This is a genomic window from Pseudomonas sp. TH04 (assembly GCF_016651355.1).
In the GTDB taxonomy this organism is placed as follows: Bacteria; Pseudomonadota; Gammaproteobacteria; order Pseudomonadales; family Pseudomonadaceae; genus Aquipseudomonas; species Aquipseudomonas fluorescens.
In genome coordinates this window covers 3,094,030-3,110,216 of the sequence record NZ_JAEKEA010000001.1, presented here as the reverse complement: position 1 = coordinate 3,110,216, position 16,187 = coordinate 3,094,030, and the positions used below count along the sequence as shown (strand labels likewise).

The 16,187-nt window shown below is 60.7% G+C and carries 13 protein-coding genes; 3 read left to right on the top strand and 10 right to left on the bottom strand.

Annotated features, from left to right (window positions below):
• Positions 1–3 precede the first annotated feature (3 nt).
• A complete protein-coding gene (locus JFT85_RS13975; protein ID WP_201229997.1) occupies positions 4–933 on the top strand; it encodes a phasin family protein in 930 nt (309 codons plus the stop codon).
• Positions 934–1,103: 170 nt separating this feature from the next.
• Here the strand turns inward: JFT85_RS13975 and JFT85_RS13970 are convergent, their stop codons facing one another.
• The 10 genes from JFT85_RS13970 to JFT85_RS13925 all read right to left on the bottom strand — a co-directional run bounded on the left by JFT85_RS13970 (position 1,104) and on the right by JFT85_RS13925 (position 14,023).
• Entirely contained in the window at positions 1,104–1,724 is a 621-nt protein-coding gene (locus tag JFT85_RS13970; RefSeq protein ID WP_053253941.1) for a TetR/AcrR family transcriptional regulator, read from the bottom strand.
• Positions 1,725–1,751: 27 nt separating this feature from the next.
• Positions 1,752–3,434 carry a class II poly(R)-hydroxyalkanoic acid synthase gene (gene phaC / locus JFT85_RS13965; RefSeq protein ID WP_053253942.1) on the bottom strand — a complete coding sequence of 561 codons (1,683 nt, stop codon included), beginning with the start codon at positions 3,432–3,434 and terminating at the stop codon, positions 1,752–1,754.
• A gap of 88 nt (positions 3,435–3,522) precedes the next feature.
• Positions 3,523–4,368, bottom strand: coding sequence for a poly(3-hydroxyalkanoate) depolymerase (phaZ, locus tag JFT85_RS13960; protein WP_053253943.1), 846 nt, complete (start codon positions 4,366–4,368; stop codon positions 3,523–3,525).
• Between the two features lie 175 nt (positions 4,369–4,543).
• On the bottom strand, positions 4,544–6,223 hold the full coding sequence (gene phaC, locus JFT85_RS13955) for a class II poly(R)-hydroxyalkanoic acid synthase (protein ID WP_069550848.1): 1,680 nt from the start codon (positions 6,221–6,223) through the stop codon (positions 4,544–4,546).
• A 249-nt stretch (positions 6,224–6,472) separates the two neighbouring features.
• Positions 6,473–6,850: a gamma-butyrobetaine hydroxylase-like domain-containing protein gene (locus JFT85_RS13950; protein ID WP_053253945.1), complete on the bottom strand. Its 378-nt coding sequence runs from the start codon at positions 6,848–6,850 to the stop codon at positions 6,473–6,475.
• Between the two features lie 148 nt (positions 6,851–6,998).
• Positions 6,999–8,336: an ATP-dependent protease ATPase subunit HslU gene (hslU, locus tag JFT85_RS13945; protein WP_053253946.1), complete on the bottom strand. Its 1,338-nt coding sequence runs from the start codon at positions 8,334–8,336 to the stop codon at positions 6,999–7,001.
• A 36-nt stretch (positions 8,337–8,372) separates the two neighbouring features.
• Positions 8,373–8,903, bottom strand: coding sequence for an ATP-dependent protease subunit HslV (gene hslV, locus JFT85_RS13940; RefSeq protein ID WP_010563201.1), 531 nt, complete (start codon positions 8,901–8,903; stop codon positions 8,373–8,375).
• A gap of 257 nt (positions 8,904–9,160) precedes the next feature.
• Complete coding sequence (locus JFT85_RS13935) at positions 9,161–9,862, bottom strand: SPOR domain-containing protein (RefSeq protein WP_053253947.1); 702 nt, start codon at positions 9,860–9,862, stop codon at positions 9,161–9,163.
• Position 9,863: 1 nt separating this feature from the next.
• Positions 9,864–11,600: an arginine--tRNA ligase gene (gene argS, locus JFT85_RS13930; protein ID WP_201229995.1), complete on the bottom strand. Its 1,737-nt coding sequence runs from the start codon at positions 11,598–11,600 to the stop codon at positions 9,864–9,866.
• A 203-nt stretch (positions 11,601–11,803) separates the two neighbouring features.
• A complete protein-coding gene (locus JFT85_RS13925) occupies positions 11,804–14,023 on the bottom strand; it encodes a primosomal protein N' (protein WP_069550849.1) in 2,220 nt (739 codons plus the stop codon).
• Between the two features lie 360 nt (positions 14,024–14,383).
• On the opposite strand from JFT85_RS13925, the gene rpmE reads away from it, so the two are divergent.
• Positions 14,384–14,614 (top strand): 50S ribosomal protein L31, encoded by a 231-nt coding sequence (gene rpmE, locus JFT85_RS13920; RefSeq protein ID WP_017738861.1) that lies wholly within the window; start codon positions 14,384–14,386, stop codon positions 14,612–14,614.
• Positions 14,615–14,902: 288 nt separating this feature from the next.
• Positions 14,903–16,171 carry a malic enzyme-like NAD(P)-binding protein gene (locus tag JFT85_RS13915; RefSeq protein WP_053253950.1) on the top strand — a complete coding sequence of 423 codons (1,269 nt, stop codon included), beginning with the start codon at positions 14,903–14,905 and terminating at the stop codon, positions 16,169–16,171.
• The last annotated feature ends 16 nt before the right edge of the window (positions 16,172–16,187 follow it).

The window sequence follows — 16,187 nt, the reverse complement described above, 5'->3', positions numbered from 1 at the left end:
GGGATGGCTGTTAAAAAGACTACTCAGAAAGAAGGCAGCTCGTGGATCGGGGAAGTTGAAAAATATTCCCGTAAAATCTGGCTTGCTGGTTTAGGCGTGTACTCGAAGGTTAGCAGTGACGGCGGCAAATACTTCGAGACGTTGGTCAAGGACGGCGAGAAGGCCGAGAAGTTGACCAAGAGCACAGTCGGTAAAAAAGTAGAGGCGGCAAAAGCGAGCGCCGGCTCTGCCAAATCGAGCATTTCGGATACCTGGGGCAAGTTGGAAGAGACTTTCGACAAGCGTCTCAACAGTGCTATTTCGCGATTGGGCGTGCCCAGCAAAGCGGAACTGAAGACGCTGCACAGCAAGGTCGATACCCTGACCAAGCAAATCGAAAAACTCACCGGTGCCAAAGTGGCCCCGGCTAAAACGGCAGCCGCTAAACCTGCTGCCAAGCCTGCCGCGAAAACCGCCGCTGCCAAACCCGCTGCGAAAACCGCGGCCAAGCCACTGGTTAAAGCGCCAGCCAAGCTGGCGGCCAAACCTGCGGCTAAAGCGGCTGCCAAGCCTGCGGCAAAAACCGCTGCTGCCAAACCGGCCGCCAAGCCAGTGGCTGCGAAAACCGCTGCCAAGCCAGCGGCTAAACCTGCAGCCAAGGCAGTCGCCAAACCGGCCGCGAAGCCAGCCGCTAAAACTGCAGCGGCAAAACCCGCTGCTGCAGCAAAAACCGCAACAGCAAAACCTGTGGCTGCCAAGCCAGCGGCAAAACCAGCCGCCGCCAAGAAGCCCGCGGTCGCGAAAAAGCCCGCAGCGCCAAAGCCTGCCGTCGCGGCCAAGCCCGCAACCCCAGCGCCAACCGCGTCGACAGCCAACTCGGTGTCCGCGCCGACGCACGCTGCTACTGCCCCGACTGTCACGCCGGCAACGCCGACGTCATCCAGTCAGTCCTGATTTTTTCAGGGCACAACAAACGCCCGGCCTGTGAAGGTCGGGCGTTTTTTTGCGACTTTATGAACACCTCAAATCCAATGTGGGAGCGGGCTTGCCCGCGATGGCGCAGTGTCAGTCACATTGAAATTGGCTGATCCACCGCTATCGCGGGCAAGCCCGCTCCGACATGTTCAATCCAGATCATCCAGGTATTTCAGGGCGAACCGCTCGGTCGCCTGTCGCGCCGGCAACAGCAGATGCGGCGCCACCAGCATCATGATCTGGTACACCACCACCCGCACTTCGCCTTCACGGTCGAGAATTCGCTGGTAATCCAGGGAAAACAGCAAGGTCAGGGTGATTTGCTCCACCAGTTGCCCCAATGCTTGGGTGTCACTGACCAACTGCCCGGCTGCCTTCAACCGCGCAAGCAACGAAGCCAGTGTTCGCTTGAGCGCCGTGAGCAAGTGACGAATGCCCTTGGCCAGCTTCGGCAGCCGCCCTGCAAGGTTCGACAGGTCCTGAAACAGAAACCGGTAATGGGCCATGCGCTCGACGATCAGGTGCAGGAATAACCAATAATCCTCGGCCTTCAACTGCGCATCCGGCGGTGGGTCGAGCAGCGGTGCCAGCTCGTTCTGAAAGCGCTCGAACAGCCCGAGCACCAACGGTTCCTTGCCATGGAAGTGGTAGTAGAGGTTGCCGGGGCTGATCCCCATTTCATTGGCCACCTCCATGGTCGACACGTTCGGTTCGCCCTTGTGGTTGAACAACTGCAGGGCACATTCAAGGATACGGTCGCGGGTCTTCATCCAGTCTTCTTAATGTGATCGTTGAGCTCAGCGCACTCGCACATAGGTGCCCGGCGCCGCTTCCATCGGTGGGTAATTCTGGTTGCCCAGGGCGGTCAGGGTTTCGCGCTGCACGCCGGAGCGTTGTTGAATCCACGCCAGCCACTGCGGCCACCAGCTGCCTTCGACGTGGCTGGCGTCGTAGTACCAGGCGCGTGGGTCGCTGCTCAGCTTGGGGTTTTCGACGTAGTTGGCCTTGGGATTGCCCGGCGGGTTGAGGATGCTCTGGATATGCCCGCTGTTGGAGAGTACGAAGCGCCGCTCGCCGCCCAGCAATTGTGTGGAGCGATACACCGCGTCCCACGGTGTGATGTGGTCGTTGATCCCGGCCACGCTGAAGCTGTCCACCGTGACCTTCTGCAAATCGATAGGCGTGCCGCACACTTCCAGGCCGCCGGGGTGGCTCAACGGGTTGTGCTTGAAGAAGTCCAGCAAATCGCCATGCAGCGCGGCGGGCAGCCGCGTGTTGTCGTTGTTCCAATACAGGATGTCGAACGCTGGCGGTTCCTTGCCCAGCAGGTAGTTGTTGATCCAGTAGTTCCAGATCAGGTCGTTGGGGCGCATCCAGGCAAACACCTTGGCCATGTCGCGACCGTCCAGCACGCCTTGCTGGTAGGAGCGGCGCTTGGCGGCTTCCAGGGTTTGTTCATCGGCGAACAGGGTGGCGGGGCTGTCGATCTGGCTGTCCAGCAGGCTCACCAGGTAACTGGCGCTGGAAATGCGCCGTAGCTGGCGTTTGGCTTGCAGGTGGCCTTGCAGCGCGGCAATGGTCAGGCCGCCGGCGCAGGCGCCCATCAGGTTGACCTCGCGGGCGCCGGTGATCGCCCTGCACACATTCAACGCTTCTTCCAGCGCCGCCACATAGGTGGACAGGCCCCATTCACGGTGACGCACATCCGGGTTGCGCCAGCTGACCATAAAGGTCTGCAGGCCGTTTTTCAGGGCGTACTGCACAAAGCTGTTGGCCGGGCTGAGATCGAAAATGTAGTACTTGTTGATTTGCGGCGGCACGATCAGCAGGGGCTTGGCGTACTGTTTTTCGCTCATGGGCTTGTATTGGATCAGCTCCAACAGCTCGTTGCGAAACACCACTGAACCCGGGGTGGTGGCGACAGTCTTGCCCACTTCAAAAGCGTGTTTGCTGACCTGACTTGGCAAGCCATTGTTGTGCAGTAAGTCGTTGAACAGGTTGCTCACGCCGCGCACCACACTGTTGCCGCCTGAGTTGAGCAACTCCTTGATGGCCAGTGGGTTGAGCAGCGTATTGGAGGGCGAGACGGCATCGTTGAACAAGGCGAATGCGAAGTGCGCACGGGCTCGATCATCTGCGCTCAAGGCGCTGTCATCGATCCAGTGGCGGGTCTGTTTCTGCCAACTCAAATAGGCTTGCAAGCTGCGTCGATACAGCGGGTTGAGCTTCCAGGTGGGGTCAATAAAGCGCGCGTCGTTAGGGTTGGGCTCGTGCACGGTTTCGCCCAGCAGGACGCGGCCCAGCTGGCCGCTCAGCGCCAGCGCGTGACGCGCTGTATGCACCGGGTTGCGCAAGCCGTGACTTGCGACGCTGCGCAGGGTTGCCAGCAGATCCCGCCCCCTGAGGCCAGTAATCGCATTTTGCGCATTGATGAACGCGGCAGGGATGGGCGCCGGGTTCGTCACGGGTCTTTCTCGCATGAGCCAACACTCCTTCGTCAAGGCAACAACAGGCACGCCAATTCAGAACCATAGTCGGTTCTCGGCAAGTTGCGCGGCGGTGCAGTCCTTACACCGCCGGTCGCGGGTGAATCACAGCCCGCAGGCGCTCCTCCTCGAGAAACTTCATGATGATCGGCGCCACGGCTTCGGCCCGGGTGATCAGGAACAAGTGGCCGTCATCAATGATGTGCAACTGTGCATTGGGAATACGCCAGGCGAGCATGCGCATGTTGATCAGTGGGATCAGCGGGTCGTCGTCCCCCGCCAGCACCAGGGTGGGTTGGCGGATCTTGTGCAGCCAGTGAATGCTCGTCCAGCCCAGCCCCGCGAACAGCTGCCAGTAGTAACCCAGCTTGCCGGCCGAGCGCACTTTGCTGGCGTGCTCGGCGGCCAGTTTTGAATCGCGGCGGAACGAGCCGCCATAAATCATTGGCGCAATGCGCACCACATGGGACGGCTGGATATAACGCCGGGGGCTGGCCATGAGCCACAGCACCTTCGGCTTGCCCGGCACCATGAACGCCCCGGCAGCGGTGGCCGCCAGGATCAGCTTCTTGCAGCGCTCGGGGTAGTCATACGCAAATTGTTGCGCCAGCGCCCCGCCCCAGGACACACCAACGGCGTTCACCTGGCCGTAGTCGAGGTAATCGAGCATGCGTGCGGTAAGTTTGGCCAATCCTGGAAATCGATAGGGCCGTTTGGGCGTCGAGGAGCCGCCTACGCCCGGCACATCGAAGGCGATCACTTCCAGGTCCGGGTCCAGCGCCTGGACGAACGGAAACACCAGCTCAAGGTTGGCGCCGATACCGTTGAAAATCAGCAGCGGCGTCAAGTGAGGCTTGCCCGGGCGCACCGCCGTGCGGATGGTCTGGCCATCCAGGTCGATGGTACGGAAGATGAACGGTTGCGGCATGCTCAAGCCCTGTGAAATGGCGCGATATTTCCCTGTCGGAACCCGATCAATGTGGGAGCGGGCTTGCTCGCGAAAGCAGTGTGTCAGTTGATGCATTCGGTGGCTGACACACCGCCTTCGCGAGCAAGCCCGCTCCCACAGTTGACCGCATTCCAGCTACAAAACAGTGTTTCGTTTATCGTTCGTGCACATAAGTACCCGGTGCAGCCTCTGCTGCGGCATAAGCCTTGTTACCCAAACTTGTAGGTGCTTTCTTCAATTTTCCCGCCCGCTCTGCCTGCCATGCCTGCCAGTGCAGCCACCAGGAGTCGGTGTGCTTGGTTGCATTTTCCTGCCACTCCAGCGGCTTGCCTGCCAGCCCATCGCTGGTCTGGTAGCGCGCCTTGGGGTTGCCAGGCGGGTTGAGAATGCTCTGGATATGCCCACTGCTGGACAACACGAACTCGACCTTGCCACCAAACAGCTGTGCCGACTTGTAGCAGGACTGCCACGGCGTGATGTGATCGTTGGTGCCGGCCAGCGAGTAGATGTCGGCGGTGACCTGCTTGAGGTCGATCGGCGTGCCGCACACTTCCAGAGCGTTGGCGCGCACCAGCGGGTTGTTCTTGAACAGCTCGATCAAGTCGCCATGGAAGGCAGCCGGCAAGCGCGTGGTGTCGTTGTTCCAGAACAGGATGTCGAACACCGGCGGCTCGTTGCCCAGCAGGTAGTTATTGACCCAGTAGTTCCAGATTAGGTCGTTGGGGCGCATCCAGGCAAACACTTTGGCCATGTCGCGGCCTTCCAGCACACCGGCCTGGTAGGAGTGGCGCTTGGCCGCCTCCAGGGTCTGCTCGTCGACGAACAGCGCCACCTGCGTGTCCAGCGTGGTGTCCAGCACACTCACCAGCAGGGTCAGGGCATTGACCTTCTTCTCGCCCAGCGCCGCGTAGTGGCCGAGCAGGGCGGTGCAGGTGATGCCGCCGGAACAGGCGCCAAGCATGTTGATGTCTTTGCTGCCGGTAATCGCCGTGACCACATCGACCGCTTCCTTGAGCGCTTCGATATAGGTCGACAGGCCCCACTCGCGCTGGGCCTTGGTCGGGTTGCGCCAACTGACGATAAAGGTTTGCTGGCCATTGCGCAGGCAGAAGCGCGCCAGGCTCTTCTCCGGGCTCAGGTCGAATACATAGAACTTGTTGATTTGCGGCGGCACCACCAGCAGTGGGCGCTCGTGCACCTGTTCGGTGATGGGCTTGTACTGGATCAGCTCCAGCACATCGTTGCGAAAGACCACGGCGCCTTCGGTGGTGCCCAGGGTCTTGCCCACTTCAAAGGCGCCCATGTTGACCTGACTCGGCATGCCGCCGTTATGCACCATGTCCTTGGCCAGATGGGACAGGCCATCGAGCAGGCTTTTACCGCCGGTTTCAAAGAAACGTTTGACCGCCGCCGGGTTGGCCGCACTGTTGGTGGGGGCCATGGCTTCGGTCATCAGGTTGATCACGAAGTGGCCACGGCTGATGTCCTGTTCCGACAGGTTGCTGTCGGCGATCCAGTCGTGCAGTTCCTTGCGCCACGCCAGGTAGGTCTGCAGGTAGCGCTTATAGAGCGGGTTCTGACTCCACGCCGGGTCGTGGAAGCGGCGGTCGTCGCTTTCGGGCACCAGCGCGGATTTGCCGAACATCACGTTCTTCAATTCGATGCCAAAGTGGGCAACGTGTTTAACGCTGTGTAACGGTTGCTTGATGGCTTGGGTCAGCACCATCTTCGCCGAGGCTAATAAGTCCTTTTTGCGTAACGCGATGATCGGGTTCAGCCCCAGGGTGTTTTCCGAGGCCTGGCGTTTCAAGTCATCGTTATTCTTGTTACTCATCTACGACGCTCCATTGTCCGAAAGACGAGTACCGGCGATTGCTGCGCACCCAATTTCGATACACGACACCAGCCTGGTACTGCGACTCGGGTGACCGTAAATACCGCATCGTTAAATGCAGGGAACTTGCCAGTTCCATTGGTTACCCGAGTTTAATTTTTTTCGCAAGCGGGCCAATCGTTGACCACGCGACAGGGCATTCAAGCAGATGAAATTAGAAAATGCCCTCTAAAGAGCAAGAAGCCTGGGCTAGAGCATCAGCCGTACGACCGACTCACTCGGGTCGCGGGTTTTACCGGCAGCTTTGAGTTCCGCAAGATAGTCGGCCCACAGCGCTTCCTGGCGCACGGCCAATTGGTAGAGGTAGTCCCAGGTGAACAGTCCGCTGTCATGCCCGTCGTCGAAGGTCAATTTCAGTGCGTACTGACCGGCCGGTTCTACCTTGATCAACCGAACGTTGAGTTTGCCGAATTGCAGGATGGGTTTGCCGTGGCCCTGCACCTCGGCGGAAGGCGAGTGGGTGCGCAGCAGTTCGGCGGGAAGCTGGTAGACCTCGTCGGGCCCGTAGGTGAGGCCGAGGGTGTTGGAGGTTTTGTGCAGGTTTACAGCAGTGGGGAATTTTGACATTGGTGATGATCCTGAAGGAACCGGCTTCAAAATGTAGCAGCGGGCTTGCTCGCGAATGCGCTGTGTCAGTCAGCAGATCTGAGGCTGATACAGCACATTCGCGAGCAAGCCCGCTCCCACAGTAAAGCAAAGCGGTCCTGAGTGAGGCTTACAGGATATAACGAGACAGGTCTTCGTTCTGCGCCAATTCACCCAAGTGGCTGTTGACGTACGCAGCGTCAATCTTGATCGCTTCGCCGTTCTGCAAGCCGGCCATGTCGCCGGCGCTGAAGGACACTTCCTCCAGCAGGCGCTCAAGCAAGGTATGCAGGCGACGGGCACCGATGTTCTCGGTCTTCTCGTTGACCTGCCAGGCGATCTCCGCCAGGCGCTTGATGCCGTCCGGCAGGAACTCGATGGCCAGGCCTTCGGTTTTCAGCAGCTCACGGTATTGCTCGGTAAGCGAGGCGTGTGGCTCGCTGAGGATGCGTTCGAAGTCGCCCGGGGTCAGCGCCTTGAGCTCCACGCGAATCGGCAGACGGCCTTGCAGCTCCGGCACCAGGTCACTTGGTTTGCTCAGGTGGAATGCACCCGAGGCGATGAACAGGATGTGGTCGGTCTTGACCATGCCCAGCTTGGTGTTCACGGTGCAGCCTTCGATCAGCGGCAGCAGGTCGCGCTGTACGCCTTCGCGGGAGACATCGACGCCACCGGAGTTGCCGCGCTTGGCGACCTTGTCGATCTCGTCGATAAACACGATGCCGTGTTGCTCGACCGCTTCCAGGGCCTTGGCCTTGAGTTCTTCCTCATTGACCAGGCGCCCGGCTTCTTCGTCGCGCACCAGTTTGAGCGCTTCCTTCACCTTGAGCTTGCGGCTTTTCTTCTTGCCCTTGCCCATGTTGGCGAACAGGTTCTGCAACTGGCTGGTCATTTCTTCCATGCCAGGCGGTGCGGAGATATCGACGCCAGACACTTCGGCGACTTCGATCTCGATTTCCTTGTCGTCCAGCTGGCCTTCACGCAGGCGCTTGCGGAACAGCTGGCGGGTGTTGGAATCCGAGGCCGGTGCGGCGTCTTCGTTGAAACCCATGCGTGCCGGCGGCAGCAGGGCGTCGAGGATGCGCTCTTCGGCGGCGTCTTCGGCGCGATGGCTGACCTTGGTGACTTCCTGTTCGCGGAGCATTTTCAGGGCCGCGTCGGCCAGGTCACGGATGATCGATTCGACGTCGCGGCCTACGTAGCCCACTTCGGTGAACTTGGTGGCTTCGACCTTGATGAACGGGGCGTTGGCCAACTTGGCCAGGCGCCGGGCGATTTCGGTTTTACCGACGCCGGTCGGCCCGATCATCAGGATGTTCTTCGGCGTTACTTCAACGCGCAGTTCTTCGGGCAGTTGCATCCGGCGCCAGCGGTTACGCAGCGCAATGGCAACGGCGCGCTTGGCATCGTCCTGGCCGATGATATGACGATTCAGTTCATGGACGATTTCGCGGGGAGTCATGGACATAGTGTTTGGCGGCCTCAAGCGGAATAAGCCTACGGCTTACTCGGCGAGGTCCTGCTCCTCAATGGTGAAGTTGTGGTTGGTGAACACGCAGATATCGCCGGCGATGCCCAGGGCAGTCTCGACAATCTCACGGGCCGACAGGTCGGTTTTCTTCAGCAAGGCGCTGGCTGCCGCTTGGGCGTAGCCACCGCCGGAACCCATGGCGATCAGGCCATGTTCAGGCTCAACCACATCGCCGTTACCGGTGATGATCAAGGACGCATCTTTGTTGGCGACTGCCAGCATGGCTTCCAGGCGGCTGAGGGAGCGGTCGGTGCGCCATTCTTTAGCCAGTTCGACAGCGGCGCGAACGAGGTGACCCTGGTGTTTTTCCAGTTGCCCTTCGAAACGCTCAAAGAGGGTGAAGGCGTCGGCGGTGGCGCCGGCAAAGCCTGCGAGTACCTGGCCGTGGTACAGGCGACGCACTTTTTTGGCGTTGCCTTTCATCACGGTGTTGCCAAGGGAAACCTGGCCGTCGCCGCCCATGACGACTTTGCCGTGGCGACGTACTGAAACGATGGTGGTCAAGGGTGAGTCTCCACGCAGCGGGGCGAAAATGCCCTGATGGAAACTCATATGGGGGTGGAGGGAGGGATTTCAACCGTAGGGGGTTATGGCGGACGAGTGGTGTTTATGGGTCCGACACACGTTTGAGCGCGCCCCGAAACCAAATGTGGGAGCGGGCTTGCTCGCGAATACGGTATGTCAGTCGCCGGAAATAGTGACTGATCTACCGCATTCGCGAGCAAGCCCGCTCCCACATGGGGCCTACTGTGTTCTCAGAATCAGCGGCTCTGGCGTTGTTGTAACAACAGGTTGCTAAAGCCCGCGCCGGCCAATTGTTTCTGCGCCACGGTCAGCTGTTCGCGGTTGCTGAACGGCCCGACCAGTACGCGATACCAGGTCGCGTCCTTCACGGTGCCGGACTCCACCGTCACCGCTTGGCCCAACAGAATGATCTGAGCGCGCACGCGATCCGCATCGGCCTGTTTGGGGAACGAGCCCGCTTGCAGGAAGAACTTGGTCACCGGCGCCGCCTTGGTCGTCGCGACGGGCGGCGGCGGTGGCGGGGTGATGCCGGCCAATGCGGCCTGGGCACGGGCTGTGTCGATTTTTGCGGCTTCCGCTGGGGTCACCGGCGTGGTCGGCACTTGCGGCGTCGGCAGGGTCTTCTCCGGCACGGCGTCGGGCGGCACGATCACTTCCGATTCCGGCAGCAGCGTATAGAAGTCGTATTTCGGCTTCACCGGTGCTGTAGGGCTAGGCGCAGTTTTGTTCGCTTCGGCCATTTTTGTGGCCTTCTGCTGCTCTTGCTTGACGCGTTTGACGTCGTCGCCCTTGCCGGGCTCCAGCTTCATCAGAATCACCACAAATGCGCCGACCGCCAGGCCGATAGCCATCCATAGCCAGCCCGGAATAGGTTTCTTCGCCGGTGCCTGATAGCGGCTGGCGCCGCGCTTGGGTGCAGGTTTTTTCTTGGCAGCCAACTTACATACGCTCCAGAGTTTCCAGGCCTAACAGTTCCAGGCCTTGCTTGAGGGTCCGTCCAGCCAATGCGGCGAGGCGCAGGCGACTTTGCTTTTGGGCTTCATCGTCGGCAGTGAGAATCGGGCAGTTCTCGTAGAAGCTGGAGAACAGGCCAGCGACTTCGTACAAATAGGTGCAAAGGATATGCGGCGTGCCTTTCTCGCCGACGCTGTTCAGCACTTCGCCGAATTGCGCCAGTTTGGCGGCCAGTTCCTGTTCATGGGGCGCTTCAAGATTGATCTGGCCTTCAACTTCGCTGAAGTCCTTGCCCAACTTGCGGAACACGCCGGCCACGCGGGTGTAGGCGTACAGCAGGTACGGTGCGGTATTGCCTTCGAAATTCAGCATCAGCTCGAAATTGAAGCTGTAGTCGCTGGTGCGGTGCTTGGACAGGTCGGCGTATTTCACCGCGCCAATGCCCACCACACGGGCGATGTTGCGCAACTCGGCTTCGGCCAGCTCCGGGTTCTTTTCCTTCACCAGGTTGTAGGCACGCTCCTGGGCTTCGTTCAGCAGGTCGATCAGCTTCACGGTGCCGCCGTCGCGGGTCTTGAACGGGCGGCCGTCGGCGCCGTTCATGGTGCCGAAACCCATATGCTCCATGTGCATCGGGTGGGTGACGAAGCCCGCGCGGCGTGCCACTTCAAACACCTGCTGGAAGTGCAGGGCCTGGCGCTGGTCGACGAAATACAGGGCACGGTCGGCTTTCAGCACGCCGCTGCGGTAGCGCACGGCCGCCAGGTCGGTGGTGGCATAGAGGTAGCCGCCATCGGCCTTGACGATGATCACCGGCAACGGCTCGCCGTCGGCGGTCTTGAATTCTTCGAGGAACACGCACTGCGCGCCGTTGCTCTCAACCAGCAGGCCCTTGGCCTTGAGGTCGTTGACCACGTTGATCAGGTCGTCGTTGTAGGCGCTTTCGCCCATCACGTCGGCCATGGTCAACTTCACGTTGAGCAGTTCGTAGATTTCCTGGCAGTGCGACAGCGAGATCTCACGGAAGCGGCCCCACAATTCCAGGCATTCCTTGTCACCGGCTTGCAGCTTGACCACCAGGCCACGGGCGCGGTCGGCGAACTCTTCGGATTCGTCGAAGCGCTTCTTCGCGGCGCGGTAGAAATTTTCCAGGTCCGACAGTTCGTTGCTGGTAATCGGGTTTTCCTGCAGGTACGCCATCAGCATGCCGAACTGGGTGCCCCAGTCGCCCACATGGTTCTGGCGGATCACGTCGTCACCCAGGAACTCCAGCACCCGCGCCACGCCGTCGCCAATGATGGTCGAGCGCAAGTGGCCGACGTGCATTTCCTTGGCCAGGTTCGGTGCTGACAGGTCGATGGCCACGCGCTGCAACGGGCCGGCCTTGCGCACACCGATGTTGGCGTCGGCCAGGGCCGCGTCCAGGCGCGAAGCCAGGGCCTGGGTGTTCTGGAAGAAGTTGATGAAGCCAGGGCCGGCGATTTCCGCCTTGGTCACGCTTGCGTCGGCCGGCAGTGCGGCAATGATTTTTTCCGCGAGGTCGCGTGGCTTCATGCCCGCAGGTTTGGACAGCATCATCGCGATGTTGCTGGCGAAGTCACCGTGGCTCTTGTCGCGGGTGTTTTCCACCTGGATCGCCGGCGTCAGGCCTTCAGGCAACACACCTTCGTTGACGAGTTGGGTGAGGGCTTGTTGGATCAGCTGGCGAATGGTGTCTTTCATGGTGTTCTCTTTCGACCGCAAGCGGCGGCGCGCGATGCGCAGGTGGAAAAACTGGGCATTATCCGTGGCGAGGGCGGGCTTGCCAACCGTTCAGACGGGTTGGTAGACCTGCGGGCCTCATCGCGGGCAAGCCCGCTGCCAGATTTTAATGGATGAATATTTCTACAGGTGGGCGCTGGCCGCCTGCAATCAGGCGGTTTCTGTCAATACAGGTCCACCGGGTCCACATCCAACGACCATCGCACTTGCCGGCCGCTGGGCATTTGCTCCAGGGCAAGCAACCAGCTACTTAATAGCCGATGCAGCGGTGCACGGGATGATGCCTGCAAGAGTAGCTGAGCACGGTAGCGCCCGGCGCGACGTTCCATGGGGGCGGGCACCGGGCCGAGCAATTCGATGCCGGTCAGACCCAGTTCGCCGAGTAACCGTTCGGCGGCACTGCACGCTTCATCCAGAAAGCCTTCGGCCTGCCCGGGTTTGTGCGCTTCAGCGCGCAGCAGGGCCAGATGAGAGAAGGGCGGTAAACCGGCCGAGCGGCGTTCGCTCAGCGCTTGTTCGGCGAAGGCAAAATAGCCTTGTTCGGTCAGCTGTATCAGTAGCGGATGGTCGGCCAGGTGGGTCTGGATAATGACTTTGCCCGGTTCTTCGGCGCGCCCCGCACGGCCTGCGACCTGCACGATCAACTGCGCCATGCGCTCGCTGGCGCGGAAGTCTCCGGAAAACAAGCCACCGTCGGCATCCAGGATCGACACCAGCGTGACACGTGGGAAGTGGTGCCCTTTGGCAAGCATCTGCGTGCCGACCAGAATGCACGGCTGGCCTTTCTGGATGGTGGCGAACAGCTGGTTCATCGCGTCTTTGCGCGAGGTGCTGTCGCGGTCGACCCGCAGCACCGGGTAATCCGGGAACAGGATGCCCAAGCGCTCTTCGGCGCGCTCGGTGCCCGCGCCTACCGGGCGCAAATCGACTTTGCCACACTGCGGGCAGTGGCGCGGCACACGCTCGACATGCCCGCAGTGGTGGCAGCGTAACTCGCCGTAGCGTTGGTGCACGGTCATACGCGCATCACAGCGTTCGCACTCGGACATCCAGCCGCAGTCATGGCACAACAGCGTCGGTGCAAAACCGCGGCGGTTGAGAAACACCAGCACTTGCTGGCCGGCGGCAAGGGTCTGGCCGATGGCTTGTTGCATCGGCCCGGAAATCCCACTGTCCAGCGGGCGGCTTTTTACATCCAGGCGCAGGAAACGTGGTTGCTTGGCGCCACCTGCGCGCTCATTCAAGCGTAGGAGCCCGTAACGGCCGGTGTAGGCGTTGTGCAGGCTTTCCAGCGAGGGCGTGGCGGAGCCCAGCACAATCGGGATGTTTTCCTGGCGTGCGCGCACCAGCGCCAGGTCGCGGGCGTGGTAGCGCAGGCCTTCCTGCTGTTTATAGGAGCCGTCGTGCTCCTCGTCGATGATGATCAGCCCGGGGTTTTTCATGGGCGTGAACAGTGCCGAGCGGGTGCCGATAATAATGTCGGCCTCACCGTCCCGCGCCGCCAGCCATGACTCCAAACGCTCACGGTCGTTGACCGCCGAGTGCACCAGGGCGATGCGCGCGTTAAAGCGTTGTTCGAAGCGCGCCAGGGTTTGCGGGCCCAGGTTGATCTCGGGGATCAACACCAGCGCCTGTTTACCGGCCTGCAGGGTTTCGCGGATCAGTTGCAAATACACTTCGGTCTTGCCGCTGCCGGTGACGCCAGCCAACAGAAACGCATGAAAGGTATCGAAACCGGCGCGAATGGCTTCATACGCCGCGCGCTGCTCGGGGTTCAGCGGCAGTTCGGGCTGGGCCAGCCAGTGGTCGTGGCGCGGGTCCGGCGCGTGCTTGCGGATTTCCACCTGCACCATGCCCTTGGCCAGCAGCAGGTCGAGGCTGTCCTTGCTCAGCATCAGCTTGCTTAACAGCTGGTGGGCCACGCCGTGCGGGTGTTGGGCCAGGGTCGCCAGGGCTTCACGCTGGCGCGGCGCGCGGGCGATGCGTGGGTCGTCGAGGCGCGCACCGGGCACCATCGACCAAAAGCGTTCCTGGCGCGCTTCGGCCAGTTCGCCCTGGCGCAACAGCACCGGCAGCGCCCAGCTCAGCGTGTCGCCCAGGCTGTGCTGGTAATACTGGGCGGTCCACAGGCACAGTTTGAACAAGGCGGGCGGCAGCGGTGGTGTGGCGTCGAGGATGGCCAGTGCCGGCTTGAGCTTTTCGGCGGGCACTTCGCTGTGATCGGCGACTTCGATCAGGATGCCAATCATCTCCCGGCGGCCAAACGGCACACGCACGCGCATGCCTGGCTGCAACTGCGCCCGCAGCACGCCGGCCGGCGCCCGGTAGTCGAACAGGCGGCGCAGGGGCGAAGGCAGGGCTAGGCGCAAAATGGCGTCGGGCACGCGGGGAGTCTCATCTAAAGGCAGGCAGTGGCGCAGGGGCGGGAGCCTAGCAGACCTGCTGTGGGGGTGTCCCGCGTTGTTCGGAATACGGCAGCCCAACTGTGGGCGCCGGGCTTGCCCGCGATGGCGGCTCGGCAGTCGCTGGATGGGGTGCCTGAGATATCGCGATCGCGGGCAAGCCCAGTGCCCACATGGACGGTGGTGTGTGGGGTTTTTTCTGATGAAAGGGGCTTTTATAGGGGTAAACCACAGGAAGTGCGGCTTGCGCGTTTAGAAAGGTCTGGTAGAATCCGCGGCCTAATTACGTGCGGTATTCGACAATAGTGTCGAGTGGCGGCACGCTAGCCCGAGGAAGTCACCATGAAAGCCGATATCCATCCAGCGTACGAAACCATCGAAGTAACCTGCAGCTGCGGCAACAAGTTCGAAACACGTTCGAACCTGTGCAAGCCACTGGGTACTGACGTATGCAACGAGTGCCACCCGTTCTACACCGGTAAGCAGAAAACTCTGGACACCGGCGGCCGTGTACAGCGCTTCGCAGATCGCTTTGGTGCTTTCGGCAAGAAGGCTGCTACTCCAGCGGAGTAAGCCTCAAAAGCCTTTTGGGCTTTTGTCAGCTGTTGAAAAAGGCGTCCCTTGTGGGCGCCTTTTTTGTGCCTGTGATTTGGCGATGCGCGGTTAAAAGCGATTGTTGAGAAAAAATTGTAGACATTTTTTAAGTTGATTGTGAACAGTTGAGCCCTTGTATCCCGTGGCTCTTGGCCGAAAGTCTTAGCGCAGGGCCCTTGACACCTGTGACTGCCCAGTCTTGTAGGGACTTTGCGACACGCGTATCCTCGGCGGTCCGTCGACCAACAGTAAAAGCGGAATGCCGATATGTCTGATTTGAAAACTGCCGCTCTCGAATATCACGCCCATCCTCGTCCAGGAAAGCTGAGTGTAGAGCTCACCAAAGCCACTGCCACTGCCCGCGATCTGTCGCTGGCCTACAGCCCTGGCGTTGCCGAGCCCGTACGTGAAATCGCCCGCGATCCTGAACTGGCGTACAAGTACACCGGCAAAGGCAACCTGGTTGCAGTGATTTCCGATGGCACCGCGATTCTCGGCCTGGGTAACCTTGGCCCATTGGCTTCCAAGCCAGTCATGGAAGGTAAGGGCGTGCTGTTCAAGCGCTTTGCCGGCATCGACGTTTTCGACATCGAAGTCGATTCCGAAAGCCCGCAAGCTTTCATCGACACTGTAAAGCGCATCTCCATCACTTTCGGTGGCATCAACCTGGAAGACATCAAGGCACCTGAGTGCTTCGAGATCGAAAAGGCCCTGATCGAACAGTGCGACATTCCGGTATTCCACGATGACCAGCACGGCACCGCGATCGTTACTGCGGCCGGCATGATCAACGCCCTGGAAATCGCTGGCAAAACCCTGGCTGACGCTCAGATCGTCTGCCTGGGCGCTGGTGCTGCGGCCATCTCCTGCATGAAGTTGCTGGTGAGCATGGGCGCCAAGCTGGAAAACATCTTCATGGTCGACAGCAAGGGCGTTGTTCAGTCCGAGCGTACCGACCTGAACCAGTACAAGGCGATGTTTGCCCACGCGACCGAGAAGCGCACCCTGGCTGACGCCTTGAACGGTGCAGACGTGTTCGTTGGCCTGTCCGGCCCGAACCTGCTCAGCGCCGAAGGCCTGAAGTCCATGGCGGCCAACCCGATCGTGTTCGCCTGCTCCAACCCGGATCCGGAAATCTCCCCGGAACTGGCGCACGCCACCCGTAACGACGTGATCATGGCCACTGGCCGTTCGGACTACCCGAACCAGGTCAACAACGTATTGGGCTTCCCGTTCATCTTCCGTGGTGCCCTGGACGTTCGCGCCAAGCGCATCAACGAAGAGATGAAAGTAGCGGCCGCCAACGCCCTGCGTGAACTGGCCAAGCTGCCGGTGCCGCAGGATGTCTGCGATGCCTACGGTGGTGCCCCGCTGGCGTTCGGCCGTGAGTACATCATTCCGAAACCAATGGATAAGCGCCTGATCACCCTGATCTCCGATGCCGTGGCTAAAGCCGCCATCGAGACCGGTGTGGCCACCCTGCCGTATCCGAAGCACTACCCGCTGCAAAGCGTGGATGATGTGTTCAACGGCTAAGCGGTTGTAGCGCACC

Coding starts and splice junctions, on each gene's coding strand:
- JFT85_RS13975 (WP_201229997.1), top strand. CDS start 4: ATGGCTGTTAAAAAGACTACTCAGAAAGAAGGCAGCTCGTGGATCGGG.
- JFT85_RS13970 (WP_053253941.1), bottom strand. CDS start 1,724: ATGAAGACCCGCGACCGTATCCTTGAATGTGCCCTGCAGTTGTTCAAC.
- phaC (WP_053253942.1), bottom strand. CDS start 3,434: ATGCGAGAAAGACCCGTGACGAACCCGGCGCCCATCCCTGCCGCGTTC.
- phaZ (WP_053253943.1), bottom strand. CDS start 4,368: ATGCCGCAACCGTTCATCTTCCGTACCATCGACCTGGATGGCCAGACC.
- phaC (WP_069550848.1), bottom strand. CDS start 6,223: ATGAGTAACAAGAATAACGATGACTTGAAACGCCAGGCCTCGGAAAAC.
- JFT85_RS13950 (WP_053253945.1), bottom strand. CDS start 6,850: ATGTCAAAATTCCCCACTGCTGTAAACCTGCACAAAACCTCCAACACC.
- hslU (WP_053253946.1), bottom strand. CDS start 8,336: ATGTCCATGACTCCCCGCGAAATCGTCCATGAACTGAATCGTCATATC.
- argS (WP_201229995.1), bottom strand. CDS start 11,600: ATGAAAGACACCATTCGCCAGCTGATCCAACAAGCCCTCACCCAACTC.
- rpmE (WP_017738861.1), top strand. CDS start 14,384: ATGAAAGCCGATATCCATCCAGCGTACGAAACCATCGAAGTAACCTGC.
- JFT85_RS13915 (WP_053253950.1), top strand. CDS start 14,903: ATGTCTGATTTGAAAACTGCCGCTCTCGAATATCACGCCCATCCTCGT.